At 66.8% G+C, this 26483-nt stretch carries 29 protein-coding genes; 11 read left to right on the top strand and 18 right to left on the bottom strand.

Features of this window, described 5'->3' with window-relative positions:
- Positions 1-72: 72 nt before the first annotated feature.
- Positions 73-804, top strand: coding sequence for a MerR family transcriptional regulator (locus ACZ50J_RS01140; protein WP_464299450.1), 732 nt, complete (start codon positions 73-75; stop codon positions 802-804).
- Between the two features lie 80 nt (positions 805-884).
- Positions 885-1487: a hypothetical protein gene (locus tag ACZ50J_RS01135; RefSeq protein ID WP_464299449.1), complete on the top strand. Its 603-nt coding sequence runs from the start codon at positions 885-887 to the stop codon at positions 1485-1487.
- Positions 1488-1553: 66 nt separating this feature from the next.
- Here the strand turns inward: ACZ50J_RS01135 and ACZ50J_RS01130 are convergent, their stop codons facing one another.
- Both ACZ50J_RS01130 and ACZ50J_RS01125 read right to left on the bottom strand, forming a co-directional pair.
- Entirely contained in the window at positions 1554-2174 is a 621-nt protein-coding gene (locus tag ACZ50J_RS01130; protein WP_464299448.1) for a hypothetical protein, read from the bottom strand.
- An 84-nt stretch (positions 2175-2258) separates the two neighbouring features.
- Positions 2259-2663: a VOC family protein gene (locus ACZ50J_RS01125; protein WP_464299447.1), complete on the bottom strand. Its 405-nt coding sequence runs from the start codon at positions 2661-2663 to the stop codon at positions 2259-2261.
- Positions 2664-2771: 108 nt separating this feature from the next.
- Here ACZ50J_RS01125 and ACZ50J_RS01120 point away from each other — a divergent pair, with 108 nt between their 5' ends.
- A complete protein-coding gene (locus ACZ50J_RS01120) occupies positions 2772-3110 on the top strand; it encodes a YciI family protein (RefSeq protein WP_464299446.1) in 339 nt (112 codons plus the stop codon).
- Between the two features lie 13 nt (positions 3111-3123).
- Here ACZ50J_RS01120 and ACZ50J_RS01115 read toward each other — a convergent pair whose 3' ends face one another.
- From ACZ50J_RS01115 to ACZ50J_RS01105, 3 genes are all read right to left on the bottom strand, one after another.
- A complete protein-coding gene (locus ACZ50J_RS01115; protein WP_464299445.1) occupies positions 3124-4392 on the bottom strand; it encodes an RNA polymerase sigma factor in 1269 nt (422 codons plus the stop codon).
- A gap of 23 nt (positions 4393-4415) precedes the next feature.
- Positions 4416-4790, bottom strand: coding sequence for a YciI family protein (locus ACZ50J_RS01110; RefSeq protein WP_464299444.1), 375 nt, complete (start codon positions 4788-4790; stop codon positions 4416-4418).
- Positions 4791-4895: 105 nt separating this feature from the next.
- Positions 4896-5507, bottom strand: coding sequence for a TetR/AcrR family transcriptional regulator (locus ACZ50J_RS01105; protein WP_464299443.1), 612 nt, complete (start codon positions 5505-5507; stop codon positions 4896-4898).
- A 102-nt stretch (positions 5508-5609) separates the two neighbouring features.
- On the opposite strand from ACZ50J_RS01105, the gene ACZ50J_RS01100 reads away from it, so the two are divergent.
- Together ACZ50J_RS01100 and ACZ50J_RS01095 are read left to right on the top strand one after the other, a co-directional pair.
- Entirely contained in the window at positions 5610-6647 is a 1038-nt protein-coding gene (locus ACZ50J_RS01100) for a hypothetical protein (protein WP_464299442.1), read from the top strand.
- Between the two features lie 17 nt (positions 6648-6664).
- The gene (locus tag ACZ50J_RS01095; protein ID WP_464299441.1) at positions 6665-7129 is read left to right on the top strand and encodes an SRPBCC family protein; all 465 of its coding nucleotides are present in this window, start codon (positions 6665-6667) and stop codon (positions 7127-7129) included.
- 15 nt (positions 7130-7144) lie between these two features.
- On the opposite strand, the gene ACZ50J_RS01090 is transcribed toward ACZ50J_RS01095, so the two are convergent.
- Positions 7145-7633, bottom strand: coding sequence for an SRPBCC family protein (locus tag ACZ50J_RS01090; RefSeq protein ID WP_464299440.1), 489 nt, complete (start codon positions 7631-7633; stop codon positions 7145-7147).
- 215 nt (positions 7634-7848) lie between these two features.
- On the opposite strand from ACZ50J_RS01090, the gene ACZ50J_RS01085 reads away from it, so the two are divergent.
- Positions 7849-8949 carry a matrixin family metalloprotease gene (locus ACZ50J_RS01085; protein WP_464299439.1) on the top strand — a complete coding sequence of 367 codons (1101 nt, stop codon included), beginning with the start codon at positions 7849-7851 and terminating at the stop codon, positions 8947-8949.
- Positions 8950-9142: 193 nt separating this feature from the next.
- Here ACZ50J_RS01085 and ACZ50J_RS01080 read toward each other — a convergent pair whose 3' ends face one another.
- The 3 genes from ACZ50J_RS01080 to ACZ50J_RS01070 all read right to left on the bottom strand — a co-directional run bounded on the left by ACZ50J_RS01080 (position 9143) and on the right by ACZ50J_RS01070 (position 11796).
- On the bottom strand, positions 9143-9778 hold the full coding sequence (locus ACZ50J_RS01080) for a DUF4276 family protein (RefSeq protein WP_464299438.1): 636 nt from the start codon (positions 9776-9778) through the stop codon (positions 9143-9145).
- Positions 9779-9785: 7 nt separating this feature from the next.
- Positions 9786-11081 carry an AAA family ATPase gene (locus ACZ50J_RS01075; protein ID WP_464299437.1) on the bottom strand — a complete coding sequence of 432 codons (1296 nt, stop codon included), beginning with the start codon at positions 11079-11081 and terminating at the stop codon, positions 9786-9788.
- A gap of 250 nt (positions 11082-11331) precedes the next feature.
- On the bottom strand, positions 11332-11796 hold the full coding sequence (locus tag ACZ50J_RS01070; RefSeq protein WP_464299436.1) for a YdeI/OmpD-associated family protein: 465 nt from the start codon (positions 11794-11796) through the stop codon (positions 11332-11334).
- Positions 11797-11925: 129 nt separating this feature from the next.
- On the opposite strand from ACZ50J_RS01070, the gene ACZ50J_RS01065 reads away from it, so the two are divergent.
- Positions 11926-12378 carry a carboxymuconolactone decarboxylase family protein gene (locus ACZ50J_RS01065; protein ID WP_464299435.1) on the top strand — a complete coding sequence of 151 codons (453 nt, stop codon included), beginning with the start codon at positions 11926-11928 and terminating at the stop codon, positions 12376-12378.
- A gap of 36 nt (positions 12379-12414) precedes the next feature.
- Here ACZ50J_RS01065 and ACZ50J_RS01060 read toward each other — a convergent pair whose 3' ends face one another.
- Entirely contained in the window at positions 12415-13434 is a 1020-nt protein-coding gene (locus ACZ50J_RS01060; RefSeq protein ID WP_464299434.1) for a WD40/YVTN/BNR-like repeat-containing protein, read from the bottom strand.
- 212 nt (positions 13435-13646) lie between these two features.
- On the opposite strand from ACZ50J_RS01060, the gene ACZ50J_RS01055 reads away from it, so the two are divergent.
- On the top strand, positions 13647-14675 hold the full coding sequence (locus tag ACZ50J_RS01055) for a helix-turn-helix transcriptional regulator (RefSeq protein WP_464299433.1): 1029 nt from the start codon (positions 13647-13649) through the stop codon (positions 14673-14675).
- Between the two features lie 55 nt (positions 14676-14730).
- Here the strand turns inward: ACZ50J_RS01055 and ACZ50J_RS01050 are convergent, their stop codons facing one another.
- Positions 14731-15477, bottom strand: coding sequence for an alpha/beta hydrolase (locus tag ACZ50J_RS01050; protein ID WP_464299432.1), 747 nt, complete (start codon positions 15475-15477; stop codon positions 14731-14733).
- Positions 15478-15669: 192 nt separating this feature from the next.
- On the opposite strand from ACZ50J_RS01050, the gene ACZ50J_RS01045 reads away from it, so the two are divergent.
- Positions 15670-16416 carry an aspartate/glutamate racemase family protein gene (locus tag ACZ50J_RS01045; protein WP_464299431.1) on the top strand — a complete coding sequence of 249 codons (747 nt, stop codon included), beginning with the start codon at positions 15670-15672 and terminating at the stop codon, positions 16414-16416.
- 74 nt (positions 16417-16490) lie between these two features.
- Here the strand turns inward: ACZ50J_RS01045 and ACZ50J_RS01040 are convergent, their stop codons facing one another.
- From ACZ50J_RS01040 to ACZ50J_RS01030, 3 genes are all read right to left on the bottom strand, one after another.
- Positions 16491-18206 (bottom strand): DEAD/DEAH box helicase, encoded by a 1716-nt coding sequence (locus ACZ50J_RS01040; RefSeq protein WP_464301389.1) that lies wholly within the window; start codon positions 18204-18206, stop codon positions 16491-16493.
- 99 nt (positions 18207-18305) lie between these two features.
- Positions 18306-19511: an AAA family ATPase gene (locus tag ACZ50J_RS01035; RefSeq protein ID WP_464299430.1), complete on the bottom strand. Its 1206-nt coding sequence runs from the start codon at positions 19509-19511 to the stop codon at positions 18306-18308.
- A gap of 81 nt (positions 19512-19592) precedes the next feature.
- On the bottom strand, positions 19593-20201 hold the full coding sequence (locus tag ACZ50J_RS01030; protein WP_464299429.1) for a dihydrofolate reductase family protein: 609 nt from the start codon (positions 20199-20201) through the stop codon (positions 19593-19595).
- Between the two features lie 425 nt (positions 20202-20626).
- Here ACZ50J_RS01030 and ACZ50J_RS01025 point away from each other — a divergent pair, with 425 nt between their 5' ends.
- On the top strand, positions 20627-21976 hold the full coding sequence (locus ACZ50J_RS01025; RefSeq protein WP_464299428.1) for an HNH endonuclease signature motif containing protein: 1350 nt from the start codon (positions 20627-20629) through the stop codon (positions 21974-21976).
- A 268-nt stretch (positions 21977-22244) separates the two neighbouring features.
- Here ACZ50J_RS01025 and ACZ50J_RS01020 read toward each other — a convergent pair whose 3' ends face one another.
- The 3 genes from ACZ50J_RS01020 to ACZ50J_RS01010 all read right to left on the bottom strand — a co-directional run bounded on the left by ACZ50J_RS01020 (position 22245) and on the right by ACZ50J_RS01010 (position 24718).
- Complete coding sequence (locus ACZ50J_RS01020) at positions 22245-22919, bottom strand: VC0807 family protein (protein WP_464299427.1); 675 nt, start codon at positions 22917-22919, stop codon at positions 22245-22247.
- 153 nt (positions 22920-23072) lie between these two features.
- Positions 23073-23582 (bottom strand): HutD/Ves family protein, encoded by a 510-nt coding sequence (locus ACZ50J_RS01015; protein ID WP_464299426.1) that lies wholly within the window; start codon positions 23580-23582, stop codon positions 23073-23075.
- A gap of 110 nt (positions 23583-23692) precedes the next feature.
- On the bottom strand, positions 23693-24718 hold the full coding sequence (locus tag ACZ50J_RS01010) for a zinc-binding dehydrogenase (RefSeq protein ID WP_464299425.1): 1026 nt from the start codon (positions 24716-24718) through the stop codon (positions 23693-23695).
- 322 nt (positions 24719-25040) lie between these two features.
- Here ACZ50J_RS01010 and ppk2 point away from each other — a divergent pair, with 322 nt between their 5' ends.
- Entirely contained in the window at positions 25041-25907 is an 867-nt protein-coding gene (gene ppk2 / locus ACZ50J_RS01005) for a polyphosphate kinase 2 (protein ID WP_464301388.1), read from the top strand.
- Here the strand turns inward: ppk2 and ACZ50J_RS01000 are convergent.
- Positions 25810-26466: a CPBP family glutamic-type intramembrane protease gene (locus ACZ50J_RS01000; RefSeq protein WP_464299424.1), complete on the bottom strand. Its 657-nt coding sequence runs from the start codon at positions 26464-26466 to the stop codon at positions 25810-25812. The genes ppk2 and ACZ50J_RS01000 overlap by 98 nt on opposite strands.
- Positions 26467-26483: the final 17 nt, after the last annotated feature.

The raw sequence follows: 26483 nt of genomic DNA, 5'->3' as shown, positions 1-26483 counted from the left end.
ACGAGTCGCTTCAACACTAACAGTGACACTGTCACTGTTATGGCGAGTTCGCGTTGTGCCAGGATGCTGCCCATGCCAGACGGAGGACCGCACGAGCTGACACTCGAGGAGCTGGTCGCGCGATCCGGCCTGGCAGTGCGCACGATCCGCTTCTACACCGGCCGCGGGATCCTGCCCGCTCCGGTGCGGCGCGGCCGGTCGGCCGTCTACACCGCCGACCACCTCGCGCGGCTCGAGCTGGTGCGCGAGCTGCAGGCGCACGGGTTCACGCTCGCCGCGATCGAGAGCTACATGGCGCGGCTGCCGGAGAACGCCACACCCGAGGCGATCGCGCTGCATCGGACCCTGCTGGCACCGTGGATGCCCGACCTGCCGGAAACGCTGTCGCGCGGCGAACTGGAGGACCGTGCCGGTCGGACGCTCAGCGCCGACGACCTGGTGACGTTGGAGGCGTTGGGCACGGTGCAGCCGGCCGGAGCAGGTCGCTATCACGTTGCGGTTTCTCATCTTTCGATCAGCGTGTCGATCCTGGACTTGGGCCTGCCGTCGTCCGCAGCAGTAGCCGCACAGTCGATCTTCACGGCGCACGGCAGGGCCATTGCGGAAGAGCTGACCGACGTGTTCCGCGAGCAGGTCTGGCCGGCATACAAGGAGTCGGGGCTGCCGCCGGATCAGCTGCGCGAGACGGTGGAACGCTTCAAACCGTTGACGATCGCGGCCCTTGTTGCCTCATACGAGAGCGCCGTGAACGAGACCAAGCGCGAAGCCGTCACCCGACGGGCAACCCCGGACGGGGATGCCTGACCGCTTCTCCCCCTGCAGAGTGAGAAGGTTCCTCCCGAAGAGGGACGCTGCCGCGGCCGCCGCTCGACATCGTTGACGGTATGACGGAAATCGTTGCTGTTACTGCCGATCGCGGTCCACTCCGAATGGCGTGGGCACGCGCCCATGAGCCGGTGGCGGGCGTGCCCGGCTGGGCACGACGTGCGGCGCTCATCGTGCCACTCCTGGTCCTGCCGTCGAGCGCGTGGCGGGTCGCCACCTTCGCGCTGCACCTGCCGATCCTCAAGGAGCGCACGGCGGACGACAGCGGGAACCTGCCGGGTTGGCTGCCCCTCGGGGTGTATGTCGTCCTGCTGTCGATCCTCTCGGAGCTGTTGGCATTCACCGCGATCGGCCTCGTCTCGACCTGGGGCGAAGTGTTCCCGCGGTGGGTGCCGTTCCTGCGCGGACGCCGCGTGCCGACCATGGCTGCGGTGATCCCCGGCGCGATCGGCGCGACGATCCTGACGATCATGTGGACTGACTCGCTGGTCATGCTCGCGTTCGGGCGGACGATGACCGGCGGCGACATTCCTCGGGACACCGCGATGGACCTGCACACCTGGCAAGGCATCCTGGCGACCGCGATGTATGTGCCGCTGATCGCCTGGGGGCCGTTGCTCGGTGCCGTGACGTACGCCTACTACAAGCGGCGTCGCGGCTAATCCCCGATCGTCGTCGGGATGCAGGTCGCCCACCACAGAACGCCCGCGCTCAAAAATACGCGCGGCTCAGTAGATGAAGCTCGGTGCCGCCATACCGACTTCGTTGTTGCTGTGATCCAGCAGGATGTCCCACTCGCCGGTGCCGGTCCACGGGTCCCGGTGGGCGTCGGACCAGAGCGTGCTGACGAGGGCGAGCGAATCGCCTCGGTAGGCCAGTCCCTGGTTGCAGTTCGTCGCCGGGCACTGGAAGAGAGACAGCGCCGGGAGCGTCATGTGCACGCCCTGGCCCACGCTCGCGCACGGCTGACTACTGAGGTGGCCCCCGGGTCCGGCCGTGATGAATTTCGATGAGGCGAAACCGATTTCGTCATTCGACGTGTCGATGAGCAGGTGCCAGATCCCGCCCCATGGCGTGGTGGTCGGCAGGTAGCAGAAGTCGTCCACCGATTGACCACGGATCGCCAGCCCCTGATTGCACTTGGTGACCGGGCACTGGAAGAGCGAGAGCTCCGGCAGCGTGATGCCGACCGGAACGGTGTCGTTCCCGCGCGGCGCCACGGTGCTCGGCCTCGCCGTCGTGTGCGACGAGTTCGGCGCGGACGGTTCGGCGGCATGGGCGGTCGCCGGGAAGAGCGGGCCGAGGCAGAGCGCGGCCAACAGTGCGAGTGCGGCAAAGAGTTTCTTCATGACATCCCCTGACTATGTCGTTATTGACATAGTTGACGGTAGCCACGTGAACTCGTCCTGTCCACCATCGGGTTCGACGGTCGATCAGCCCCAGGTGCGCGAGCTGAGGACCAGCAGATAGCCGTCCGGGTCCTCGATCGTCACGCCATACCTGTCCCAGTACGGGTTGCGGGCGGGCACGACCTGCCCACCGGCGGCGACCAGCCGGTCGATCTCGCTCTGCGTCGCCGGCCGGCCCAGATAGATGACGAGCAGGTCCTCCGGTCCGGGTGGATTCGCGGCGAGCGAAGCTGCGTCGTCCACCAACTCCAGGTGCCATGTCGCACCCGGCGTGCCGAGCATCAGCAGCGCGTGTCCGCCTTCGGCGTCCGAGCCGGTGCGCCAGAGAACTTCCATGCCCGCGCCATCACACCAGAACGCCTCTGCCGTGGGCAACGAGCGACTGGGGCGTGCAATGCGGACGGGGTATGCCGGGTCGATGATCGTCATGCGGCAACTCTCACAGTTGAAGCAGGCTTGAGGTCAACTCGACCCCCCAACCGGATTCGCCCGCCCCTGCGGATGGCCTACCGACCGGTTTCATGGGATGTTGACGACATGAGCCCGAAGGTGACCGACGAGCAGATCCAGGCCGTGGCCGCGAGCGCCATACCGTTCAGCATGGTGCAGTTGCGCTGGGCTCCGGACCGGCACCAGGACGGCGCGGACGCGATCGAACTCGAACACCAACGGCGAATGGTGGGCCTACGCGCAGATGGCGTGATCGCCATCCTCTGCCCGGTCCAGTCCGACACCGTCGCCGGTGTGGCGATCATGACCAACACACTGGACGAGGCGGACGAGCTGATGGCCGGTGACCCGTGCGTGCAGGCGGGGATGATGACCTATGAGGTGCTGCCCTGCGCCAGCTTCCCCGGAGACAGCATCCCCGGCTGAACCCGCTTGCGGATCAGGCCTTTTCGGCCCGTCGCAGCAGTATGGCGCGCTCGCTGTCGTTCTGGGTCAACGCCGCGGCTTCGGTGAATGCCGCACGTGCCTCGGTATGGCGCTCGGCCCGCTCGAGCAGGTCACCACGCACACTGGGCACGAGCGGGGAGCCGGTGAGCGCGTCGACGGGCAGCGCTTCCAGCACGGCCAAGCCGGCAGCCGGCCCGAACGCCCGGCCGTGCGCGACAGCGCGGTTCACTTCCACGACCGGACCGGGCGCGATCTTCGCCAGGATGTCGTAGATCGCGGCGATCCGCTGCCAGTCGGTGTCCTCGGCCCGTTCTGCCCGCGCATGTTGCGCGGCGATCGACGCCTGCAGGAAGTAGCGGCCGACCGGCCGACCGCGCGCGGCGAGCTCCTCGGCCCGTCGCAGCGCGGCCGCACCCCGACGAATCAACAACTGGTCCCAGCGTTTTCGATCCTGTGCCTCCAGCAGGACCGGCTCGCCGGCGTCGTCGAGTCGGGCGGACATGCGCGAACCCTGCAATTCGAGCAATGCCTGCAACCCGAGAACCTCGGGCTCCTCCGGTGCGAGGTCGGACAGCATGCGCGCGAGCCGCATCCCCTCGTTCGCGAGGGCGGGACGCATCCAGTCCGCGCCCGCGGTCGCGGCATATCCCTCGTTGAAGATCAGGTAGATCACCGCCATCACGTCGTCCAGCCGGTCGATCCGGTCCTGCCCGGTCGGTAGCTCGAACTCGGCGTGCGCCGTCGACAGCGTCTTCTTGGCACGCGAAATGCGTTGCCCCATGGTGGATTCCGCGACGAGGAAACCGCGAGCGATCTCCCCGGTGGTGAGTCCGCCGACCAGGCGGAGGGTGAGTGCCGCACGCGACTCCGGTGTGAGCGACGGGTGGCAGGACAGGAAGATGAGCCGCAGGACATCGTCCTCGATGTGATCGACCTGGTCGTCGAGATCGGGCATCGCGTCCTCCTCCCGCCCACCGGCCTGCTCGAGCTCGGCCACCTTGCGCCGCAGGACGTCGGCGCGCCGAAAATGATCGATGGCGCGCCGTTTCGCGGTCGTCATCAGCCAAGCACCCGGGCTGTCCGGTATGCCGGCGGAGGGCCACTGCTCGAGGGCAGCGACGAGCGCATCCTGCGCGAGGTCCTCAGCCAGCGCGACGTCCCGCGTCATCCGGGTGAGGGCGCCGACGAGGCGGGCCGATTCGGCCCGCCACGCGGCGACGATTGCCTCATGGGGATTGTTCGCCCTTGTCTGCGCCGGCACCAGGCCAGCGTAGTGACGGCAGATCAGTCCTCAGGGACGTCCGGACCGTCCGAGATCTGCCGCATCGTGGAGATGACGGTGGCCTCGGGCCAGTACTTCGCGTGCAGCTCGGCGAACTCCTGCTGGTCGGCGACGGCCTCCTCGAGGGTGTCGTACTGCATGATCGCCCATCCACCGACGACCTCCTTGGCCTCGGCATACGGCCCGTCGACCCGGCTGACCTCACCCTTGCGGGAGATGAAGTTCACCGCATCCTCGGTGCCGAAAAGGCCTCCGCCGTCAAGGAATGCGCCCTTGGCGGTCTGCTTGCCGATGTATTCGTCCATCGCTCCGAAGAGCTCCTTCGGCGGCATGCCGATGTTCTCTTCCATCCGGACGAACCCCATGAAACGTGGCATCTCGATCTCCTACTGATTGTTGCTCGGACTTGCTGGTCACACGTACGTCGAATGCATACCAGCGTCTTCGACATCGGGGCGCAGAATTTTTTTCCGGCCGTTGCCTCAGCCTTCGCGGGGCGGCCCGTCGAGTAGCGCCTGGACGCCGGCGAGATATCTGCGCGGCGGGAGATCGCGGACGTTCAGCCGCATCAGCATGTAGCCCGGGACCATCGAGTGCAGCACCCATCCGACATCCGCCGGGCGCGCCGACGGGTCGATGAGTCCGGCCGCCTGGCGACGGCGGACCACTTCGGTCCACCCGTCGAGCAGCTTGCCGACGCGTTCCGCCACGAGATCGCGCATCGGACCGCCGAGGACGGCCTCGCCCCAGGCCTGCACGATGACGACCGTCAGATCTCCGTCGGCGCCGGCCGCCCGCTTGCGGACGTGATCGGTGAGCCGACGCAGGAGGTCGGCGGGGTCAGGGACGGCGCCGTCGGCGAGCGCGTCGGCCATCACGTCGTCAAGCACGCCGAGTTGCGAATCTGCCACTGCGGCAAGGAGTTCGGTCTTGCTGGCGAAGTATCCGTAGACGGCGCCCGCGGAGAGCCCGGACTCCTCGATGATCTCGGCCATGGTCGCACCCTGATAGCCGGAACGGACCACGCACCGCACGGCGGCGCGCAGAATCTCGTCACGGCGGGCCTGCCGTCTGGCTTCGGAGATGCGGGGCATCCATCCACTTTAGAAGAAGGGTCGTTCTGTTTGACAGACCCGGCGGAGATAGGCAAGCTCGATCTTATAAAAAGAACGAATATTCGTTTTAAGGAGTTGTCCATGTCGGGTCCCACCGCATATGTCGCCCGCCCGGAGACCAAGCGCATCCTCACCCTCGTCGTCGGCCTCACTGCGCTGATCTGCGCGATGCTCGCGCTCTTCGCCTGGCCGGCCGCGAACAGCGCACCGCGCGACCTGCCGATCGTGATCGCCGGGCCGCACGCGGAGACCGGGCCGTTGACCGAGCGGCTCGTCATACAGCAGCCCAGTGCGTACGCCATACAGCTGGCGCCGACGCGCGCGGAGGCGGTGCGGTCCATCACCGAGCACAAGGCGTATGGCGCACTGGTGGCCTCGGCCGACGGCGTGGAGGTGCTGACCGCGAGCGCCCGGTCCAGCAGCGTCGCCCAGCTGCTCGATCAGGTCGGCGCTCAGGCCGCGGCGGCCGCGCACCGGCCGTTGCACATGACGGACGTGGTGCCGGCGCCCGCCGATGACCCGCACGGCACCGGGATCACGTCGGCGGTGTTGCCGTCGGTGCTGGCCGGCCTCGCCTGTGCATCGCTGAGCACGGTGCTGATCCGCCGGCGCGGGGACCGCACGCTGGTGGCCGCCGGCTTCTCGATCGTCGGCGGCCTGGCGATGGCCGGGGTACTGCAGGGCTGGATCGGCTCGCTGGAAGGGCAGTTCATCGCGAATGCCGCGGTGCTCGCGCTGACGCTCGGAGCAATCTCGATGACCGTGCTCGGCTTGGAAAGTCTCTTGGGGACAAGAGGATTGGCCGTCGGTGCGGTGCTGACAATGCTCGTCGGCAACGCGCTCTCGGCGGCCGCATCCGCGCCCGAGATGCTGCCGGTCGGCTGGGGTGCGCTGGGTCAGTTGCTGCCGGCGGGGGCCGCCAACACGGCGTTGCGGTCGGTGGCGTTCTTCGACGGCAACGGGTCGAGTCGCTCGCTCGTCGTGCTCGGCTGCTGGCTCGCGTTCGGCCTGGCCCTGCAGGTCGGCGCCGCCCGGCTGCGCCGTCGGCCCGCAGCCGGGGCATCCGCGCCCGGTGACACCGGGGTGACCGAGTTGCACCCTGCGCATGCCGCGGGCTGAAGCGTAGGGTCGTTCGTATGGCTGACAACGAGAAGTCGATCACCGTCACCCGCAGCATTCCGGCCCCCGCCAAAGCGGTCTTCGAGGAGCTGACGCTCCCGGCCAACCACGTGCGCCTCGACGGATCCGGGTTCGTGCGCAGCGACGATCACGCCGACCGGATCACCGCCGTCGGGCAGACCTTCCGGATGAACATGTCCGGTCCCCACATGGGTGGCGACTACCAGACGGACAACCAGGTGACCGGATTCGTCCCGGACAAACTGGTCTCCTGGAAGACCGCGCCGGCCGGCACCGAACCGCCGGGATGGGAATGGGTCTGGGAGTTGACGCCCCAGGGTGCGGATTCCACTGACGTGAGCCTGACCTACGACTGGTCGAAGGTCACGGACAAGGACATCCTGAGCAAGGTCACGTTCCCGTTGATCTCTCAGTCCCAGCTCGAGGACTCCCTGGGCAAGCTCGCCGAGTCCGTCGACTAAACAACCGTCGGCCGATCAGCGCTTCGGCAGCAGACCCAGCCGAACGGTGCGGTCGAGAACGCCGAGCGTGGCACGTAACCCCACCTCGGGGATCACCGGGAAGACCGACGACTCGATCCGCTCAGGGTCCACCTGCGACCAGTCGTAGTAGGTCGTCACGCGGGTGGCGTCCCCGTCGGGTTCGAGCGTGTAGCCGTAGATGTGCCGCAGCGGCGGCTGGATCGTCCCGTCGATCGTCCACGCGATGTGCCGGTCATGCTCGTACTCGGTGATCACCACCGTCACGTCATACCGACCCATTTGCGGTATGTCGTTCAGCGGCGCGCGGTCCATGTGCACCAGGAACCGGTCGCCCACGGCACTGACGGGTTCGCCCTCGACGTCCTGCAACATGCCCGACGCATCGATCGCCAGGTGCCCGCGCGGATCGCGCAGTATGGCGAAGATGTCGCCGGCCGACGCCTGGATGGTCCGGGTGATGGTGAACCGCTTCGAGTCGCTCATGGTGATCAGCGTCGCAGGCCGGCGTCCGCCGTGCCCTCGGCGTCTGCGGTGCGACCGTCCGGCAACCGTTACATCAATGGGGTAACGGGTGGATCGCCGGCGGACAGGCGAGCTACGGCCCGTATCGTCATTTCAGCGCGCGACCGTGCGGCATCGGCAAGACTCTTGCTCCGGGTTGAAGGGAAAGTGGGGGTGCAGTGGACGAGCCGGTGAGGATGGTCCGCCTGCGGAAGCCGGCTCGCTGCGCCTGCGGGGAACCACTGGACGCGGGCGATCGCGCGGGTCTCGTCGGCGAACGCCGCACATTGCGATGTCTGCAATGCCTGGCAGACCTGCAGGCCGGTCGCGCCCTGCCGCGCAAGCGGCGGACGGTGAGCGCTCAGTCGACAACGGCGCGCACGCAACCACAGCAGACGCGACGCAGCTCACGGCCGGCGCCCGTCAAGAAACATCGGGGGCGTGGAGTCCTGGTCGTGGTCATGGTGTTGCTGCTGGCCGTCGGCGCCTTCTATGCGCGATCGGTGCTGATGGGCGGCTCCGGCAACAGCCTCGCCAACGGCGTACACATCCCCGGCACCGACCTGGTCATCGGCGGTCCGGCGACCACGTCGAAGGGGACCGGCAGCGGCATACCGAGTTCGTGGCCGCCCGTGCCGTCGGATGCCAGGACGACCCCGCTGGGACGTCCGCCCGCGAAGGCGTCGTCGTCCACGGAGTATTCGTTCATCCAGACGGTCGACAGCCCCACTGGCACGCGCCCCGTCGCATGGGATCCGTGCCGGCCGATCCACCTGGTCGTCAACAACGCACACGCTCCCGCTGACAGCGACAAGCTGCTGCAGGAAGCGACCGCGCGGGTCGGCGCCGCCACCGGTCTGAAGTTCGTGATCGACGGGCCGACGACCGAGATGCCGTCCACTGACCGGGCGCCGAAGGATCGGGCGCGCTACGGGAACAGGTGGTCGCCGGTCCTCGTCGCCTGGACCGACCCGACCACGGTGCCGCAACTCGAAGGCACGGTCGCCGGGCTGGCCGGGCCGGACGGGGCGCCATACTTCGACACCGACCAGGAGCACTGGGTCAGCGGATCGATGAACCTCGACGGCCCGCAACTGTCCGCTGCCCTCCGCCGCCCCACCGGTTGGAACATCTCGCGCGCCATCGTCATGCACGAGCTCGGCCACCTCGTCGGCCTCGAGCACGTCACCTCACGCAACGAACTGATGTATGCCGAGACCACCGGCCGCACCGACTTCGGCTCGGGTGACCGGGAGGGCCTCCGGCAGTTGGGGTTGGGGCCGTGTTTCAGCAAGTAGGGCCTCGTTACAACCAGGACAACGTCGGTGGCAAGGTGCGTTTCCACCGTTCACGGAGGAAGCTGCAGAGTCTTGTCGGCAAGCTCACAAGACCGTGCATCTGCTGCGTCAACCTCTAAAACAACCACGGGTTGTCACTGAGTCATAGCCGCCTCGCGAGACGAAAAGGGTAAGACGGCGTACTGGCGACCCACTACGTCCGCGACACGGTGGCGGCCAGTCTGCACTGGTCGAGATACTCGACGTGCCCAAGGACATGGAGCAGGTGCCTGAAGCTGCGACTGTTGCGGGCAGCAGCCATTAGGTCAAGCCGATCTGCGATCTTCTGGCCGTCGTCGATCTTGTCGTACTGCTTGCCCTTGACAGCCTTTTTAAGTAGATCTATGGCCCTAGCGCTGTCGGCTTTGTCGGGCTCGACATGCCTAATCAACGCGTTCGACACCGCATAGCGAGCGGGCTGCTTGCGCAGGGCATTCAGATCCGCAATGAGCCAGTTCTCGAACGTGCGGTCCTTATAGACAACTTCGATATGAAAGGAGCCAGGAGAGAGGCTGGCTAGCTCGCCCTTCAGTGCAGAGGCCAGCTCTAGAGGAGTGCTCTCCTGCTGCTCGCGGTCAATGACGAGGACGAACAGATCGGTTTTTCGGGCGTGAGCTTGTCGGAGTAGTGGCTCGCACGCCTTGGCGATGCCCTTAATCGGTCCGTCCGGTTGACATGTCACACGGACGATTTTCGGAGCTAGCGCGCCCGACGTCGTGGGCAGGGAACTGAACAATACTTTGAATGCGGAGTACTCGCCCACGCCCTCCGTCACGATCATGGTCTTCATAAAGACCTCACCCAAGTCCGCGTGGCAGAGCCTGAGCAACAGCGCCGCTGTCGAGAAGCTCGAAGATTGTGATCTCACCGTCGAGTACCTGCTGCCTGACTTCGGCATCGATCAAGGCAACCTCGGCGATGTGACTCCGTCCTTGCTCCATCCACATCAAGTTCACCGATTCAGGTGGCACGGCGGTAAGCAAAACCGGAGAATGACTCGTCAACAGAATCTGCCTCGGCGAGTCTTGGCATAGCTCAAGTAACTGCCGGAGTATCCACGGATGCAACGCGTTCTCCAACTCTTCAATGACTAGGATCGAGGCTCGCAGATCAAAGATCGCTACCAGCAGGGCAAAAGCCTGAATTGTGCCATCCGAGACTTCCGCAGCATTCCACGGTCGACCGACTCCTCGCTCGCGAAACTGAACTGCGAGTCGCCTGTCCTCGGTGTATGCGATCGAGATCTCTTCGAGCGTGGGGATAATGGTGCGCATGGCAGATTCGACACTTGCCCACGCCTTCGCGTCGTTCCGTCGAAGAAAATCGGCCGCCCCAGGAAGATTGTCACCATGCAATTCCAATTGAGCACGGGGAGAAGCCACCCCCGGGAGTCGCGACGTGTGGGGCGACAACTGGAAGACTCGGATAGATGAAAGGAAACGTGAAATCTGCCAAAAGACGTCGATAAAAATGACGCGTCCAAACAGAATCTCGCTGCGGTCCAACTTCACCTCGGTTAAGAGATATTCCCGCTCGTACATATAAAGGAGATCATCAAGAAATTCGGAGAAATCCTCCGAGCCGCGTTGACGCTCGACCGCTATACCACCGCCCTTTTGTCGGACGATCGTGGCGAGTACACGTCCGTTCAGCGCTGCCACAGTGAGCGACTCCTGAGTGACCTCGAAATCGGCGGTGAGCTTCTGGGAGACCGCACGGAATGCGAAGTCGTGCCGAACGATCACGCTCGGATCCCGCCTACGCTTCTTTTCTTCCTTGCGTTCTCTACGCCGAATTCCGGCGTAGCGAAGTCCCTCAGTTACCTCCTTAGCATCGACCTCCACCTCAACCGTTAGCCGGATTGGGCGTCGCGCTCGCCGTGTCCGTCGGTGAGCGAGGTTCTCGTACCCCCCGCCGTGGCTCACAGCGAGTTCGAGGCCGTGCAGATACGCGTTACCGATGAAGACCAGACCATCCACGAGATTGCTCTTGCCTGACCCGTTGGCACCGGTAATGACAGTCAGGTCAGCGAGGTCAGCCGTGAAGTCGTACAGCGACTTGAACGCCTCAAAGTGAACTGACTTGATCCTCACCGAAGTGCCCCATCTCACGAGTCGATATCTGTCTCGGGTTTCGCCCGAGTCGGACCACTTCGGTCGCGACCTTCAGAGTACCGAGATCGCATGGCGCCACCGGTAGAAACCGCCAGACGCGCTCTGGGACCTCGCCGCTGTCTCACATCGAGACGAATCACGTTGGCCCGAGGCGGGCAACGAGGTCCGAGTGTTTGACACGGGCCGACGCGTGCTTGTGGGTGCACGTGACGGTCGGCCCTCGAACTAGCTATCCGTCCACACCCTGCAGGTCGGCGATCACAGCCTCGACGCGACGGCGCCGCGTGTCCGGTCGCTTGGCCGATTCCACCGCGTGGACGTGCGCACGGCGCCTGCTGAAGGACAACCGGTCGAAGGCCTCTCGAATCGCTCCATCCGAGTCCAGCGCGACGGTGAGTTCCTCGGGCTCGACGACCACCGCGGGTTCGTCGTCCGGCTCGAGTCGGACTTCGACGACGTCACCGACGCTCGCGCCGGCGGCCTTCCGATTCGCGTTGCTGAAGCCGATCAGGAAGCGGCCCCGCATGATCGCGACGCGCGTGCGCCACGAGTGACCGTTCACGGTGACCGTCACGCGGGGACGCTTTCCGCGGTCGAGGGCATCCACCAACTCCTCCGGCACCTGCAACCCGCGCATCGGTTCGGGCGGTTCGACGGCTGACTCGAAGGTGACGAATGCCTGGGGCTCACTCATACCTGTATGACGAGCCGGGCCGACAACGTGTGACCACGACGCCCCGCCGCCATACCGAACCCGTCGTCACACTTACCACTCCCGGATCGTCAACGAACCACCAATCCGAAATCGACCCGAGGAACCGACATGTCAGCACGCATGAAGAACCCGGCGGCAGTGATCCCGGCGGCAATGACAGCGATCCAGCAATTGAACAAGGCAATCGAGACGGCGGGCGTTTCGCCCACGACATTGGCGCTCGTCCATCTGCGCGCGAGTCAGATCAACGGGTGCAGCGCGTGCGTCCAGGCAGGCGCGGCCCAGTCACGACGGGCCGGTGAGACCGAGGATCGGCTGGCAACCGTCGCGGCGTGGCGCGACACCGACTACTTCACCGACGCCGAACGATCCGCGCTGGCGTTGACCGAGGCAGTCACCCGGTTCTCCGACCGCGAGGACGCGGTGCCCGACGGCGTCTGGGATGCGGCCGTCGAGCATTTCGACGAGGCGGGTATGGCGACGCTGTTGCTCGAGATCGCCACGACCAATCTCTTCAACCGGCTCAACCTGCCGACCCGGCAGATCGCCGGCGCGTGGTAGCTGACCTTCGTCCGCGGAGGAGCGAGCTGCCGACGGCTAGGAGACCTGCTCGTACCCGAAGCCGAGATACATGACAGCCCGATCGCGCGGATTGAACGTGATAGCAGTCAGTTTCGGGTGATTGTCATGTGCCAGCGTCCGCTCGCCGGTGCGGGTGTCGATGCTCCACAGGTCGGTGCCGTAGCCGCCATACGACATGCTGAACACCCAGTAGAGCCGGTTCGCATCGGTGGGGCTGGGCGCGAGGAGTGCGCCGTTCTGCAGGAAGACACCGCCCATCGCGTCGGCGTCGACGATCGCGCGGAACGTCCGGCCGCCGTCCTTGGACTGGTAGATGTGCCGCCCCTCCGACGGCGCGTTCGCATTGTTCTCAGCAAGGTTGAGACCCTGCGCGTACACGACATTTCCGTTGGCGGGCGAGATCGACATCGAGAACGCGTTGACCTTGTCACCCGCGGCACCCATCCCGGTGTGGCTCCAGGTCCGTCCACCGTTGTGGGTCATGTACGCACCCTCGCCCATGCTCCCGAGCACGACGTGGTTGAGGTTGCTCGGGTCGATCGACGCGTCATACAGCGAATCCCTAGCAGCGATACCGGGTTTGCCGCTCGCGACGAAATGCACACCGGCGTTCGTCGAGTCGTAGATCTGACCGGTCTCACTGACCGCACGCACGTGACGCGGCGCGTGCTTGTCGACGGCGAGCGCCACCAGGTCGCCGCCGTCGTCGGGCGTAGCTGCGGGCAGTTCGGTCATGCTCGTGCCGGTGACTCGCAACACCCGGTTGCTGTGGATGCCCCAGATGTATGCCGAGCCGTCCGGGCCCGCCGTCAGCCGCGGGTAGTAGAGACCCTGGACCTGGTTGATCTGCACCCACATGCAGCCCGCGTCGCGGGTCAGATAGAGATTCCCGTGACTGTCGATGGCCAGCAGGTGGTCCGGCGTGCTGAGCGCGACGATGCCGTAGACGTACTTCGTCGCGTGCACCGCGCCGGCGGTGGCGTGCGCTGTCCTCAACCCGTCGGTCGTGTAGGTCAGCGTGCCGTCACTGTCCACGACGGCACACTGCGGGGAGTGCCAGCCGCGGCCCGGCAACGGTTCGGCTCCGGCACTCGCTTGACCAGCGAAAAGCATTGCAGATGCTGCCAATACAGCGGTCATCGTTCGTTTCATCATGACCCCAATCGGGTTGTGCAACGGGTGGATTCATTCATGTCTAGTCGTCGCGAACCCGCCGACGCATCGGTTATCACTGGCAGACTTGTGCCGTGACACCATCCCGCCATACGGCATGGCAGCCAATGCTCGACGTGCTGGGCGTCGGCAGGGATGACGAGCTGCTCTACCGGCACCTGCTGCACCACCCGAGCAGCTCGCTGGAGGACCTGCGGATCCTCGTCGGCCGCACACCGACCTCCGTGCGCAAGGCACTCACCCGGCTCGCCGGCCACGGCCTGGTCAACCAGGTACCCGGCCGGCCCGTTCGGTATGTCGCCACCCGACCGGACATCGCGGTCGACGCGCTGGCCGCGACGCGCGAGGAGCAGTTCGAACGATCCCGGACCGCCGCTCGCGCGCTGCTGGCTGAACTTCCCGTCGACCGGCGGCACCGGCCCGAGGAGCAGGTCGAGATCATCGTCGACCGTGACGCCGTCGCCAGCAGGTTCCGGCAACTGCAGCACTCGGTCGAGCACGAGATCCTGGTGCTCGACCGTCCGCCATACGCACAGGACACCAGTGAGCCGAACCCGGGCGAGAACCCGCTGCTGTCCCGCGGTGTGAAGTTGCGTGGGATCTATGCGCCCGAATCCTTCGAGATCCCAGGCGCATTCGCGCTCACCCAGCAAGCGATGGCGGCCGGCGAAGAGGCACGGGTCCATCCGAACGTCCCGATGAAGATGGTCATCTGTGACACGACATCGGCGTTGCTGCCGCTGACCGACACTGAGGTCGACACGGTCGAGAGCGCGCTGGTGGTACACAACCCGACACTGGTCGGTGCGCTGGCCGGACTCTTCGAAATGCTCTGGCGCACAGCGCATCCGCTGCCGGTGATCGACCCTGGACCGGACGGTTGGGCGGCGCTCTCGACCGACGGTCTGTCGGGTGGAGCGGTCGGCGAATCACAACTGCTGGCATTGCTCGCCACCGGACTGAAGGACGAGGCGATCGCGCGCCAGCTCGGCGTCAGCCTGCGGACCGTGCATCGCAGGACGAGTGAGCTGATGGACGCACTCGGAGCGCGTACCCGCTTTCAGGCCGGTATGGCGGCGCAGAGTCGTGGTCTGCTGCATTGATGTCCCTCTTCACGCCGGAGCGACCCACAGGCACCGACGATCATCGGGTATGACGTCACCGTGTCCCAGCCAGATGCCGCGCGAAGAACCGGGCCGCATCATCGCCCGCGAACGACGGAACGCCGGTGTGCCCGCCCAGATTGGCTTGCAGCGTCTTCTCCGTCGAGCCGAAGGCGTCATACAACTCGAGCGCCCGCGTGCGGTCGTTGCCGGCGTCGTCCCACTGCAGCAACACGTGCAGCGGGATCGTGACGCGCCGGGCTTCCTCGAGGGTGGCTCGGGGGATGAAGCTGCCGGCGAAGAGGCCTGCTGCCGTGATGCGCGGATCGACGAGCGCGAGCCGGGTGGCCACGGCGACGACGCCACCCGAAATCCCCACGGGGCCGGTGATTCCCGGCAACTCCAGCAATTCGTCGAGGGCGGCCCGCCACTCGGGGACTGCCCGGTCGACCAACGGGAGGATGAATGCGTCGATCACCTCTTCGGACGGTCGTCCGCCGTCCCGGAGCGCGTTGTGCAGCGCAGTGCGCCCCTGCTCGATCGGAGCGGATCGGGCACGTTCGCCGTTGCTGGGAAGTTCGATGGTGGCGGCGGCGAATCCGAGTGCTGCGGTGGCTCGTGCCCGCGCGGCAAGACGCGGGTGCAACGGCGCCAAGCCGCCGGGGTGCCCGATCAGGATCAACGGCAATGACGCTGCCGCAGAAAGGTTTTCGGGCATCCATAGAAATCCGGGTATGTCGCCGAGGACGAATCTGCGCTCGACGAGGCCGTCGGCTGGGCGTGTTTCAGAGAGGAACTGCATGGTCGTGCCTTTCGGGAGGGCTCTTGTATGGCGCTCCCGGACGACCTATCGCCCGACCGTGACTCCCGCAAGGAGCACCCATGTCGATGTGTTCATGGGTACCACCTCCTCGGTCACGTGCACGGCCCCCGAACAGTAGCAACGCCGCACCGGTGCAGTCGCCTCAATTTCTGGCGGCACATAATGAATCGCATGCCGAAGAAGACGGGCACGACTGCTGTGACCACCGGCTCGCAGCGAGTGATCGGGATGCTGGGCGGGATGAGCTGGGAGTCCAGCGCGCAGTACTACAAGCTGGCCAACGAGCTGGTACGGGAGTGGCTCGGCGGTCTGCACTCCGCCCGAATCGTGTTGGCCTCAGTGGATTTCGCCGACATCGAGGCATTGCAGGTCGCCGGCCGATGGGACGAGGCGGGCGACCTGCTGGCCGAGGCGGCCACGAGGCTGGAGTCGGCCGGCGCCGAGCTGTTACTGATCTGCACCAACACGATGCACAAGGTCGCCGAGCAGGTCCAGGCCTCGATCGGCATACCGCTGCTGCACCTGGGCGACACCACCGCGCAAGCGGTGACGCGGGCAGGGCTGACCTCGGTCGGCCTGCTGGGAACGGCTTTCACCATGGAGCAGGACTTCTACCGGGACCGGCTGGCGAGCCACGGTCTGCGCGTGCTCGTTCCGGAGCCCGACGACCGGGCTGCGGTGCACCGCATCATTTACGAGGAACTCTGCCTCGGCGTCGTCCGAGAGGAGTCGCGGCAGGTCTATCGCGAAGTCATCGCTCGCCTGGTCCGGGCCGGCGCCGAGGGCGTCATACTCGGCTGCACCGAGATCGAGCTGCTGATCTCCGCAGCCGACAGTCCGGTGCCCGTCTTCCCCACCACGCGTCTGCACGTCGAGGCCGCAGTAGACGCTGCGTTGGCCCCGCACCAGAACGATTGACCCTGTCCGACTCGCGGGCCATTGTGACCGTAGGCGGACCCGGGTGACGCGAGCCGGGCGGTCGACCGGACCGGTCAGCCCTTCTGACGGTGCGTACGAACCGCCCGGTCCTCGGAAGTGCCGTCGTCCTTGGCCAGGTCGATGAGCCGGCCCGAGATGCGGGTGGTGCGCAGCTTGTCCCAGACCTCGGGTGCCAGGTCGGCCGGCAGCTCGACGAGCGAGAAGCCGGGCCGGATCGTGATGGCGCCGAAGTCGCTGCGGCTCAGGCCGCCCTCGTTGGCGATCGCGCCGACGATCTGGCGCGGCTGCACCTTGTGCCGCCTGCCGACGTTGATCCGGTAACTCGCCAACGTCACCCGGCCGCGGTCGGACCGCTCGCGGCGCTCGGCGCGGTAGCCCCGGCTTGGTTTGGTGGTGCCGGCGCCGCGGTCGGGCCGCTCGGCGCGGACCGGTCGCTCGGTGCGACGCGGCTTCTCGTCGGCCGGGTCGAGCAGCAGCGGCTCGTCGCCCTGGGCCACCACGGCCAGTGCGGCGGCCACGTCGACCTCGGGCACGTCGTGCTCGCGGACGTAGTGGGCCACGATCTCGCGGAAGCCGTCGATCCGGTCCCTCGCCTGCAGCGCCTCGGTGATCTGGTCGTCGAAGCGGGCCAGCCGCGTGGTGTTGACGTCCTCGACGCTGGGCCAGGCCATCTGGGTCAGCGGCTGGCGGGTGGCTTTTTCGATGTGCTTGAGCAGGTACCGCTCCCGCGGGGTGATGAACGAGATCGCGTCGCCGCTGCGCCCGGCCCGGCCGGTGCGGCCGATGCGGTGCACGTAGGACTCGGTGTCGGTCGGGATGTCGTAGTTCACGACGTGGCTGATCCGCTCCACGTCGAGGCCGCGTGCCGCCACGTCGGTGGCCACCAGAATGTCGAGGGCACCGGACTTGAGCTGGTTCACCGTCCGCTCCCGGACGTTCTGGGCCACGTCGCCGTTGATCGCCGTGGCCGAGAATCCCCGGGCCCGCAGCTTCTCGGCCAAGGTCTCGGTTTCGTTCTTGGTGCGAACGAAGACGATCATGCCCTCGAAGTTCTCGACCTCGAGGATCCGGGTCAGCGCGTCAACCTTCTGCGGATAGCTGACCGTGAGGTAGCGCTGGGTGATGTTGGCCGCCGTGGACGTCTTGCCCTTGACGGTGATCTCGACAGGGTCGTTGAGGTATTTCTTCGACAGCCGGCGGATCTGGGCCGGCATGGTGGCCGAGAACAGCGCGACGTTCTTGTCGCTGGGGGTGTCGGCCAGGATCGTCTCGACGTCCTCGGCGAAGCCCATCTTGAGCATCTCGTCGGCCTCGTCGAGGACCAGGAAGCGCAGCTGGGTCAGGTCGAGAGTGCCCTTGTCGAGGTGGTCCATGATGCGGCCCGGGGTGCCGACGACCACGTGGACTCCGCGGCGCAACGCGGAGAGCTGTACGCCATACCCCTGGCCGCCGTAGACGGGCAGGACCTTGACCCCCTTGAGATGGCCGGCGTACTTCTCGAAGGCCTCGCACACCTGCAGTGCGAGTTCGCGCGTCGGGGCGAGCACGAGCGCCTGCGGCGCCTTCTGCGTCAGGTCCAGGCGGGACAGGATCGGCAGCGCGAACGCCGCGGTCTTGCCGGTGCCGGTCTGCGCGACGCCGACGACGTCACGGCCCTCGAGCAGCGGTGGGATCGTCGCGGCCTGCACCGCCGACGGAGCCTCGTAGCCCACCTCCCGCAACACGGCCTGCACCTTCTCGGGCAACCCGAGCTCGGCGAAGGACGGCATCTCGCGTGCCGCCGGGGCCTCGTTCGCTGAATCACTCACCTGCCAACGGTAGTACGCAGAAGTCTCACTTCGCTCCCGCCGGATGCTTGCGGGGCAATATCAGCTGACGCTGCGGAGATACCGGCCGAAGTGCGGGACGGTGAACGCAATACGGCCGCGCTCGCCGGAGTAGATCAGGCCCTTCTTCAGCAGCGCATCGCGCGCCGGCGAGAGCGACTGCGGCTTGCGGCCGAGGACACTCGCGACGGCGGACGTCGGCACCGACTCGACGTCGTCCCTCTCCTCGTCGGGTATGTCGGTCGCCGCGTCCGCCATGGCGCGCAGGTACTCGCGCTCACCGGGAGTCGCTCTCTCGTAACGGGATCCGAAGAAGCCGACGGCGAGCTCGGCCTCGGCTGCCGGCGCGGCGACAGCGACGTCCGCAGCACCGACCGGCGAGCCGGGGGCCATGTCCCATGCGACCTTGCCGTACGCCTGGATGAAGTAGGGGTAGCCGCCCGTTGCGGCATACATCGCCTCGAGGGCGGCGTCGTCGAACTCTGCTTCCTCGTCCTTGGCGGGCGCCTGCAGCGCCTTGTCCGCGGCCTCGCGGGGGAGCCGATCGATGCGCGCGTAGCGAAACAGCCTCTCGCTGTACGACTTCGACGCGGACAACACCGCCGGCAGGTGCGGCAGGCCGGCGCCGACGACGATGATCGGGAGCGACGCCTGGCTGATCTCGTGGCACGCGGCGCAGAGTGCCGACACGTCCTCGGGGTGCAGGTCCTGCATCTCGTCGATGAAGATCGCGATGCCGCGACCGAGGTCGGCGGCCAATCCGCCTGCATCAGAGAGCAATTCGACGAGATCGATCTCGATGTCGCCCGAATCTGCGCGGCCCTGGACCGCCGGGGCATCGATGCCCGGATTCCAGCGATCGCGGAGCTTCGCGTTCGGTGGCGTGTCGCGCTGGGCGAAGGACTTGATGACACCGAGCACCTGGTCGACATCGTCCTGCTGGGAGTGGCCCAGCTCCCGGACCGCCTGGTGCAGTGCAGAGGAGAGCGGCCGCCGCAGCCGCTGCTCCGGACGGGCCTCCAGCTTGCCGGTGCCCCACTTGGCACGAACAGCCGCTGACCGCAACGCATTCAGCAGGACGGTCTTGCCGACCCCACGCAGTCCGGTGAGTACGACGGACCGCTCGGGGCGCCCGCGGGCGATGCGCTCGAGCACCACGTCGAAGGTGCGCAGCTCGTCGTCGCGGCCAGCCAGCTCGGGCGGTCGTTGCCCGGCACCGGGCGCGTAGGGATTGCGTATCGGGTCCACGCGAGGACTGTATGGGCAAATCTAGGGCCTGTCCGATACATCGTTAGCGTGTCGCATCGAGCGGTCGATCCCGATCCCGGGTCAGCGCACCACCCGATAGGTCACGTGGATGACCGCGCTCGCCATACGGGCATGGACCTGCTCCAGATTCAGCGGTGGCACCCCGTCGAACAGGCGAGCTCCGCGTCCGAGCGTGTACGGGACGATGTGCAGTCGCAACTCGTCGACCAGCCCCGCTGCCAGGTATTGGTTGATCGTCTCCGCGCCGCCCTGGATCGCGATGTCGCCGTCGCCGGCGGCCTTGCGTGCCCGGGCGAGTGCCGCCTCGACTCCGTCGGTGACGAAGTAGAAGGTGGTGCCGCCCTCCATCGGCTGCGGGTCGCGCGCGTGATGGGTGAGGACGAAGACCGGACCGTGGAACGGCGGGTCGTCGCCCCACCAGCCCTTCCACTCCCGGTCCCACTCGCCGCGCACGGGACCGAACATGTTCCGCCCCATGATGTGCACGCGGGCGCCGGCCATCTGCTCGATCTCGGCGCGGTTCTCGTCCGCCTGATCGAACATCCAGGCATGCAGCCTGTTGCCCCAGCCGTCGCCGCCGTCCTCGCCGAACGGATGTTCCTCGGTCTGATCGATCCCCGCGGCGTAGCCGTCCGCGGTGATCGTCTGGTTGACGATGACGGTGCTCATGGCGTGCCCCTGGATCCCTTGAGAATGGGCGTACCTCTTGATCAAACCGGAAGTCGGGCGCAGCGGCCAGGGTGCGGCACTCGCCCGTTGTCCGTATGGCGACCGGTGTTGCGCGCGATGCCCGGATTCATCGTGGACCGGCCGGTCTCGTGCTCGATGAAGGTGATCGGCAGGCGGCTCCGGTGCCGGGAAGGGTTGCGCTCGACGTCGACCGGCGCGACGACGGACGACGTCGTGGCCGGCGGCGTATGGCGGCCCCTCGCTGCTCCTCAACCAGTCACAGAGACGTCCTGCAACGTTCGACCAGCCCTCACGTTTCATAATTTTGTTCGGATATACCTTTACGTCAGATGCCATTCTTGATATCCTCTACATACGCGAAACAGCAAGCAGGGGAAGGGAATTCGGCCGATATGAGCCCTTCGATGACGCCCTACTCTCGCCCTGCAGGGGTCTCGGTGAATGTGGCTGACGTTCCGCGTGCGGAGCCGGGTCGTGGCCCGGAAGTGCTTGCCCTCTTGGAGGCAGCCGTCGAGGCGTTGGACGAGGTCCCTGGTGTGATCCACCAGTTGGGTGGCGCCGATGAGGACCGGCTGGTGTCGGTGCTACTGCGGTTGCACGGGCGGTCTGCCCAGGTCGCCACGGTGGCAACAGCGGACGCCGTCGGCCGCGGTGCGGTCGCCGAGTCCGATGCCGCGAACACCAGTCAGTGGCTGTTGGGACACGTGGCTGGCGATGTGCCGGTCGAACCGAGGACCGTGCGGGTCGTGGCGTCTGTCGCGGACGCGTGCCGGGAGCGGAAAAACGCGGTGATCACGGCCGCGTTGCGGGAGGGGACGTGTTCGGTCGACTCCGCCAAGACAGCGTTGACCCAGGCGGACAAGGTGGCACCCGTCATACCCACCGCTGACCGGGACGAGGTCCTGGGCTGGTTCCTGCAAGTCGACCCGGCGCTCGGCGCGGCAGGGTTGACGCAGTTGACCCGGCGGATCATCGACCGCTTCAACCCCGACCGACTCACCCACGATGACGAGAAACTCGAACAAGCTGAATCCCTCACCTGGGGCACCACACCCACCGGGATGACACGGTTGGTGGCGGAACTGGCACCGGTGAACGCGGCCATCCTCAAAGAAGCCATCACCGCCAAGTCCGCACCACGACCCGCCAAACCAGTTGACGGTCCTGGCGGCTCGGCATCGGCCGGTCCCGGTGACCCGGTCCGGGATGAACGCTCCCCCGGCAAACGCCGCGTCGACGCCCTCATGGACCTCATCGGCGCCGGCGCACGCGTCGCTGCCGGCGACGGCGTCCAAGCCGGCGCAGCCACCGTCCTGCTCACCATGGGCTTACAGGAACTGCTGGACGGGCACGGCGCCACCACCACCGACGGTAACGTCATCGACGCCGGAGCCGCCCGCCGCCTCGCCTGCACCGCAGACCTCATCCCCGCCGTCCTCGGCGGACCCAGCCAACCCCTCGACGTCGGCAGGCGAGAACGCCTAGCCACCAAAGCAATCCGAGCCGCAACCATCCTCCGCGACCAAGGCTGTTCCTTCCCCGGCTGCGACCGACCACCCGGCTTCTGCGAAGTCCACCACATCAACCCCTGGTGGGCAGGCGGACCAACATCCCTCATCAACTCCGCACTCCTCTGCGGCCGACACCACCAGATCGTCCACCGGCAGGGCTACACGGCATGCGTTCGCGCAGACAGCGTGCACTGGAACCTGACACCAGGACTCATGGGCAGCCACCACACCGTCGCAGCCTGACGCGACCACGCCAGGGACGGGACCTCGAGACCCTTCGAGACGTTCGCTCCTGCCCCTTCGAGACCCTTCGAGACGTTCGCTCGTGCCTCACGAACTCCTCAGGGCACGCTCTCGCTCGTCCCTCGCGGGCTCCTCAGGGCACCAGCTCACGGGCTCCTCAGGGCACCCTCTCGCTCGTTCCTCACGGGCTCCTCAGGGCACCAGCTCACCGGCTCCTCAGGGCACGCTCTCGCTCGTGTCTCGCCGCTACTCGACCAGCTTGGGTCAGCTATTCGACCAGCTTGGGCTCGCCGGCGAGTGCGCGCATCGCCTTCACGCGGGCGATGGTGATCGCGACCAGCACGGCATACGCCACGATCTGTATGACGGCCGACGCGGCGACCGAGAAGTCGAGCGACGTCGTGTAGATGACGACCAGCCGCACGACCGACTCGAGCACCAGACCGACGCCCCAAAGCAGCGCCAACTGGATGAATCCAGTTCGGAAATCGGCGGATTCGCGCCAACCCTGCTCGAGCTCGGCGAGCGATTCCCGGTCGCGTGCGGCCAACCGCTTCGCCACCGTCAACGTGAGCGGTCGCTTGAGCGCCGCGCTGGCCAGGAAGACGACGCCCGCGATCGCGGTGACCAAGCACCCCTTCACCAGCAACCAACGAGCGTCACCGGTGATCGCCGACAACACCATGCCGAGCGCGAAGATCATCATCATGAATGCCGCGAACGCGTCGACCTTCTTGTGCTGCCACGCGCTCCAGACCACCCGTAACCCGGCCACGATCGTCGCCGCCATCAGCGACCAAAACGCGCTCTGCCCCGCGGCGCGCGCGAGGTAGTACGCCACCAGCGGCAGCCCGACGTCCCACGCCAGCATCGTCACCAGGCCGCTGAGTTTGATGCGTCCGCCATACGCTCCGGCAGGCGGGCCGGCCTCGGTCTCCGTCATCGGTTCACCCTAGAGGGGCGCGGGCGCCCGGGCGGGATGATCGCTCGTGCCGGTTCGTACCCCTTCGAGACGCCGGCTCGTACCTCACCGGCTCCTCAGGGCACGCTCTCGCTCGTCCCTCACGGGCTCCTCAGGGGCACGCTCTCGCTCTCCTCAGGGGCCGGTCGTCGACCTCAGAGCGACGACGGCGGCCGTGCCGTTGGTGGCGTCAAGACGTGTCGATCCGTCCAGTCGCACCAAGTCGTACGCACGAAGCCCGACCCCACACGTCACCGCGCCGTCCATGCAGAGCACGAAGGCCAGCCCGTCACTGGGCACGTCCACCTCAGCGGTCGCGCCGGCGACGGTCGCCACGTCGGCGGCATACGCACCGCGCCTGGTCATGACGTTGAAGTCGAGCGTCGGACCCTCCGGGACGGTGCAGCTGACGTCGCTTCCACCGTCGAAGGCGTATGGTGAAAATCGTTGCAATTCCATAGGTTCCGGAACGTTGAGCACCATCCGACCGGGTGAGCAGAGCACGATGACCCGGTCAACCCCGTCGAGACGGGAGAACGGCCCGTCCTGCAGGACCTCGGCCACGCTCAATCGCCAGTCGAAGTCGCCCTCCGCCGGGTAGCGGGCGAGTTCGTGGGTGACCCCGCCACCACCCAGCCATGGCATCGTCGCCGCGTCCGCCAAGCGAACCCGCTTGTGTGTCAACGCTTTTCCCCTCGTGTTGGTGATCTCGGCACGTGCTCGCCCCGCGGTTTCGCCGTACCGGTCAGCGTGGCTCAGATCGTCAGCAGCGACTTGATCGCGCGTCGCTCGTCCATCGCGCGGTATCCCTCCGCGGCCTGTTCCAACGGCAGCGTCAGGTCGAACACCTTGCCAGGATTGATCTTTCGGCTCATGATCCGCTCGATCAGGTCGGGCAGGTAGTGGCGTACCGGCGCCGGGCCGCCGTGCAGATGCACCGTCGAGGTGAACAGCTCACGGCCGTCCAGCATCACACCGTGGCCGACTCCGACGAAGCCGACGTGCCCGCCCGGACGCGTGGAGCGGATCGCCTGCTCCATCGATTCCTGCGTGCCGACCGCCTCGATCACCGAGTGGGCGCCATACCCGTTCGTCATCTCCTTGATCCGTTCGACGCCCTCGGCGCCGCGCTCCTCGACGATGTCCGTCGCGCCGAACTCCTTCGCCAGCTGCTGGCGCGGCTCGTGGCGGCTCATCACGATGATCCGCTCCGCTCCGAACTCGCGCGCCGACAACACACCGAGCAGACCGACCGCGCCGTCGCCGACGACCACGACGGTCTTGCCGGGAGCGACTGCGGCGGCATCGGCCGCGAACCAGCCGGTGCCCAGCACGTCGGACGCCGTGAGCAGCGACGGGATCAGGTCCGCATCCGGCATACCCGATGTGGCGAGCAGCGTGCCGTCCGCCCACGGGACGAGCGTGCGCTCCGCCTGGGTGCCGATCGAGCCCATGGATCGCACGTTCGCACAACGGGATTCGTAACCCGCCTGGCAGATCTCGCAGGTGCCGTCCGACGCCATGAACGGTCCGACGACGAAGTCACCGGGCTTGACCGTCCGCACTTCCGCACCGATCTCCTCGACGACGCCGACGAACTCGTGACCCATCGGCGTCGGACCCCTGCCCTCGCCGATGATTCCGCGGTAGGGCCACAGGTCCGTCCCGCAGACGCACGCCGCGGTGACCTTGATGATCGCGTCCGTGGGCGCGGTGATCTTCGGATCCTCACGGTCCTCGACCCGCACGTCGCCCTGGCTGTGCAACATCACTCCGCGCATCGCTGCTCCTTCGGATTGGTCCGTATGGCGCCTTCTGGGGTTCACACTAGACACCGATAGAAGCGGGCATCGAGGGGCGGGACCTCGAGACGCTCCTTCGTCGCTCCTCGGCCACCGATCTCGATACACCTCCACCGCTTCGCTCCGCCGGCACTCGATCGGCTGCCGCGGTGACGGGCAGGTGAACGTCGGCAGTCAGTCTCGCGTCCGTCTCGATACTCGCTCGCCGCCACTCGACCATCGGGTGCAGGTTTGCCAGACTCTTCCGGTGGACGTCTCCAGGACCGCGGCCGAGCACACCGTCGAAGAACACCCCTCCGATGTGCAGCCGTTCCCGCGGCCGCCCGTCGAGCTGCCGGAGGTCCGCGACGGCGCGTGGCGAGCCGGCTACCCGTACGACACGCGGATGACCCGCAAGGAATACGAGCGGATCAAACGCAGCCTGCAGATCGAGATGCTGAAGATGCAGGCGTGGGTCAAGGACAGCGGGCAGAAGGTCGTCATCGCCTTCGAAGGGCGCGATGCCGCCGGCAAGGGTGGCGCGATCAAGCGCTTCACCGAGCACCTGAACCCCCGTGGTGCGAGCGTCATCGCGCTCGAGAAGCCCACGGAGCGTGAGCAATCCGAGTGGTACTTCCAGCGGTATGTCGCCCACCTGCCCGCCGCCGGCGAGCTCGTCTTCTTCGACCGCTCCTGGTACAACCGCGCGGGCGTCGAGCGGGTCATGGGCTATTGCAGCAACAGTCAGTACGACGAATTCATGCGCTCCTGCCCGCAGGTCGAGCAGATGTGGGTCAACTCCGGCATCCGCCTGATCAAGCTGTGGTTCTCGGTCGGTCGCCAGGAGCAGATCGCCCGCTTCGAGCGGCGCGCCACCGATCCGGTCAAACAGTGGAAGCTCAGCCCGACCGACCTCGCCAGCCTCGACAAGTGGAACGCCTACACGGAGGCCAAGGAGGCGATGTTCGAGCACACCGACACCGCGTGGGCGCCGTGGACGGTGATCAAGTCCAACGACAAGAAGCGCGGACGCATCGAGGCGATGCGGTTCGTGCTCGACTCGTTGCCCTATCCGGGCAAGGACCGCGCGGTCATCGGCTTCCCGGATCCGAAGATCGTCGGCTCGGCCAAGCAGATCCTGGACGAGGGCGAGGACGGCTTTCAGGGCGGATATCGTTCCGGCCGTTGACGATCGGCGGCAGGACCAGCAACATCCCGGCCGACCAGACGACGTGCAGCACCACCGGGGCGACCACTGAACCCGTGCGTTCACGCTCCAGACCCGCCAGCGCGCTCAGCAGTCCCGAGGCGAGCACCAGCATCGGGTTGCCCGTCGCCGTGGTCACCGCCATGTGCACCGCCGTCGTGGTGCGGACCGGCGGCAAGCCGAGATGCCCTGTCACGTCATACAGTCCGCCGCGGAAGAAGACCTCCTCGGCGGCGCCGGTGAGCAGCGCGAGCCCCGCGACCGTCGGCAGTGGCCCCTTGCGGGCGTGATCCAGCACGTCGGCCATCCGATCGCGGACGATCGGGAGTCGCGCACCGACCAGCGCCCCGACCGTGAAGACGCCGACGGTCGCCGCGCCCGTTGCGGCCGGTTGCAGCACGACGGAACGCAACTCACCGGACGGCCGCTCACCCAACGCTCGTATGGCGACGGCTCCCGCGGTCCAGACCGCAGCAAGCTCAACGGTTCTGCGCCGGAACGCCATACCTCCGCGCGGGCTGCGGATGGCCCGGCGCAGCATCGGGGTTCCGACCGCGA

This window comes from Flexivirga sp. G2, assembly GCF_055397625.1.
The sequence above is the reverse complement of the archived record's forward strand: the minus strand, read 5'-3'. Positions and strand labels throughout refer to the sequence as shown.

Coding starts and splice junctions, on each gene's coding strand:
- ACZ50J_RS01025 (WP_464299428.1), top strand. CDS start 20,627: ATGACGCCCTACTCTCGCCCTGCAGGGGTCTCGGTGAATGTGGCTGAC.
- ACZ50J_RS01045 (WP_464299431.1), top strand. CDS start 15,670: ATGCCGAAGAAGACGGGCACGACTGCTGTGACCACCGGCTCGCAGCGA.
- ACZ50J_RS01140 (WP_464299450.1), top strand. CDS start 73: ATGCCAGACGGAGGACCGCACGAGCTGACACTCGAGGAGCTGGTCGCG.
- ACZ50J_RS01040 (WP_464301389.1), bottom strand. CDS start 18,206: ATGCCGTCCTTCGCCGAGCTCGGGTTGCCCGAGAAGGTGCAGGCCGTG.
- ACZ50J_RS01020 (WP_464299427.1), bottom strand. CDS start 22,919: ATGACGGAGACCGAGGCCGGCCCGCCTGCCGGAGCGTATGGCGGACGC.
- ACZ50J_RS01050 (WP_464299432.1), bottom strand. CDS start 15,477: ATGCAGTTCCTCTCTGAAACACGCCCAGCCGACGGCCTCGTCGAGCGC.
- ACZ50J_RS01130 (WP_464299448.1), bottom strand. CDS start 2,174: ATGAAGAAACTCTTTGCCGCACTCGCACTGTTGGCCGCGCTCTGCCTC.
- ACZ50J_RS01080 (WP_464299438.1), bottom strand. CDS start 9,778: ATGAAGACCATGATCGTGACGGAGGGCGTGGGCGAGTACTCCGCATTC.
- ACZ50J_RS01010 (WP_464299425.1), bottom strand. CDS start 24,718: ATGCGCGGAGTGATGTTGCACAGCCAGGGCGACGTGCGGGTCGAGGAC.
- ACZ50J_RS01070 (WP_464299436.1), bottom strand. CDS start 11,796: ATGAGTGAGCCCCAGGCATTCGTCACCTTCGAGTCAGCCGTCGAACCG.
- ACZ50J_RS01105 (WP_464299443.1), bottom strand. CDS start 5,507: ATGCCCCGCATCTCCGAAGCCAGACGGCAGGCCCGCCGTGACGAGATT.
- ACZ50J_RS01000 (WP_464299424.1), bottom strand. CDS start 26,466: ATGCTGCGCCGGGCCATCCGCAGCCCGCGCGGAGGTATGGCGTTCCGG.
- ACZ50J_RS01100 (WP_464299442.1), top strand. CDS start 5,610: ATGTCGGGTCCCACCGCATATGTCGCCCGCCCGGAGACCAAGCGCATC.
- ACZ50J_RS01015 (WP_464299426.1), bottom strand. CDS start 23,582: ATGCCATGGCTGGGTGGTGGCGGGGTCACCCACGAACTCGCCCGCTAC.
- ACZ50J_RS01030 (WP_464299429.1), bottom strand. CDS start 20,201: ATGAGCACCGTCATCGTCAACCAGACGATCACCGCGGACGGCTACGCC.
- ACZ50J_RS01110 (WP_464299444.1), bottom strand. CDS start 4,790: ATGCCACGTTTCATGGGGTTCGTCCGGATGGAAGAGAACATCGGCATG.
- ACZ50J_RS01065 (WP_464299435.1), top strand. CDS start 11,926: ATGTCAGCACGCATGAAGAACCCGGCGGCAGTGATCCCGGCGGCAATG.
- ACZ50J_RS01135 (WP_464299449.1), top strand. CDS start 885: ATGACGGAAATCGTTGCTGTTACTGCCGATCGCGGTCCACTCCGAATG.
- ACZ50J_RS01120 (WP_464299446.1), top strand. CDS start 2,772: ATGAGCCCGAAGGTGACCGACGAGCAGATCCAGGCCGTGGCCGCGAGC.
- ACZ50J_RS01125 (WP_464299447.1), bottom strand. CDS start 2,663: ATGACGATCATCGACCCGGCATACCCCGTCCGCATTGCACGCCCCAGT.
- ACZ50J_RS01085 (WP_464299439.1), top strand. CDS start 7,849: ATGGTCCGCCTGCGGAAGCCGGCTCGCTGCGCCTGCGGGGAACCACTG.
- ACZ50J_RS01095 (WP_464299441.1), top strand. CDS start 6,665: ATGGCTGACAACGAGAAGTCGATCACCGTCACCCGCAGCATTCCGGCC.
- ACZ50J_RS01090 (WP_464299440.1), bottom strand. CDS start 7,633: ATGAGCGACTCGAAGCGGTTCACCATCACCCGGACCATCCAGGCGTCG.